The 208-nt window shown below is 51.9% G+C and carries 1 pseudogene; it reads left to right on the top strand.

Annotated features, from left to right (window positions below):
• Positions 1–208, top strand: a pseudogene (locus Dpoa2040_RS01075) (methyl-accepting chemotaxis protein); the annotation flags it as partial.

Here is a 208-nt window from a genome sequence, read left to right as displayed (position 1 = left end):
TTGAATTGCTGACCAGCGGTAAGTTAGGTGTCGAACTGGATGAGTTTGGTCGTAACTGCGCCGGTCAGTTGATCCCTTATATCCGTGCGATGCAGAGTAACCTGCGTAATACCGTACAGACTATCCATGACAGTTCGTCAGTCATTTACAGCGGCAGCAGCGAAATCCGGCAGGGTAATGACGAACTGTCGCGCCGTACCGACCAGCA

The sequence above is a fragment of the Dickeya sp. CFBP 2040 genome (genome assembly GCF_012273755.1).
GTDB classification, from domain to species: Bacteria; Pseudomonadota; Gammaproteobacteria; order Enterobacterales; family Enterobacteriaceae; genus Dickeya; species Dickeya poaceiphila.
The sequence above is the reverse complement of the archived record's forward strand: the minus strand, read 5'-3'. Positions and strand labels throughout refer to the sequence as shown.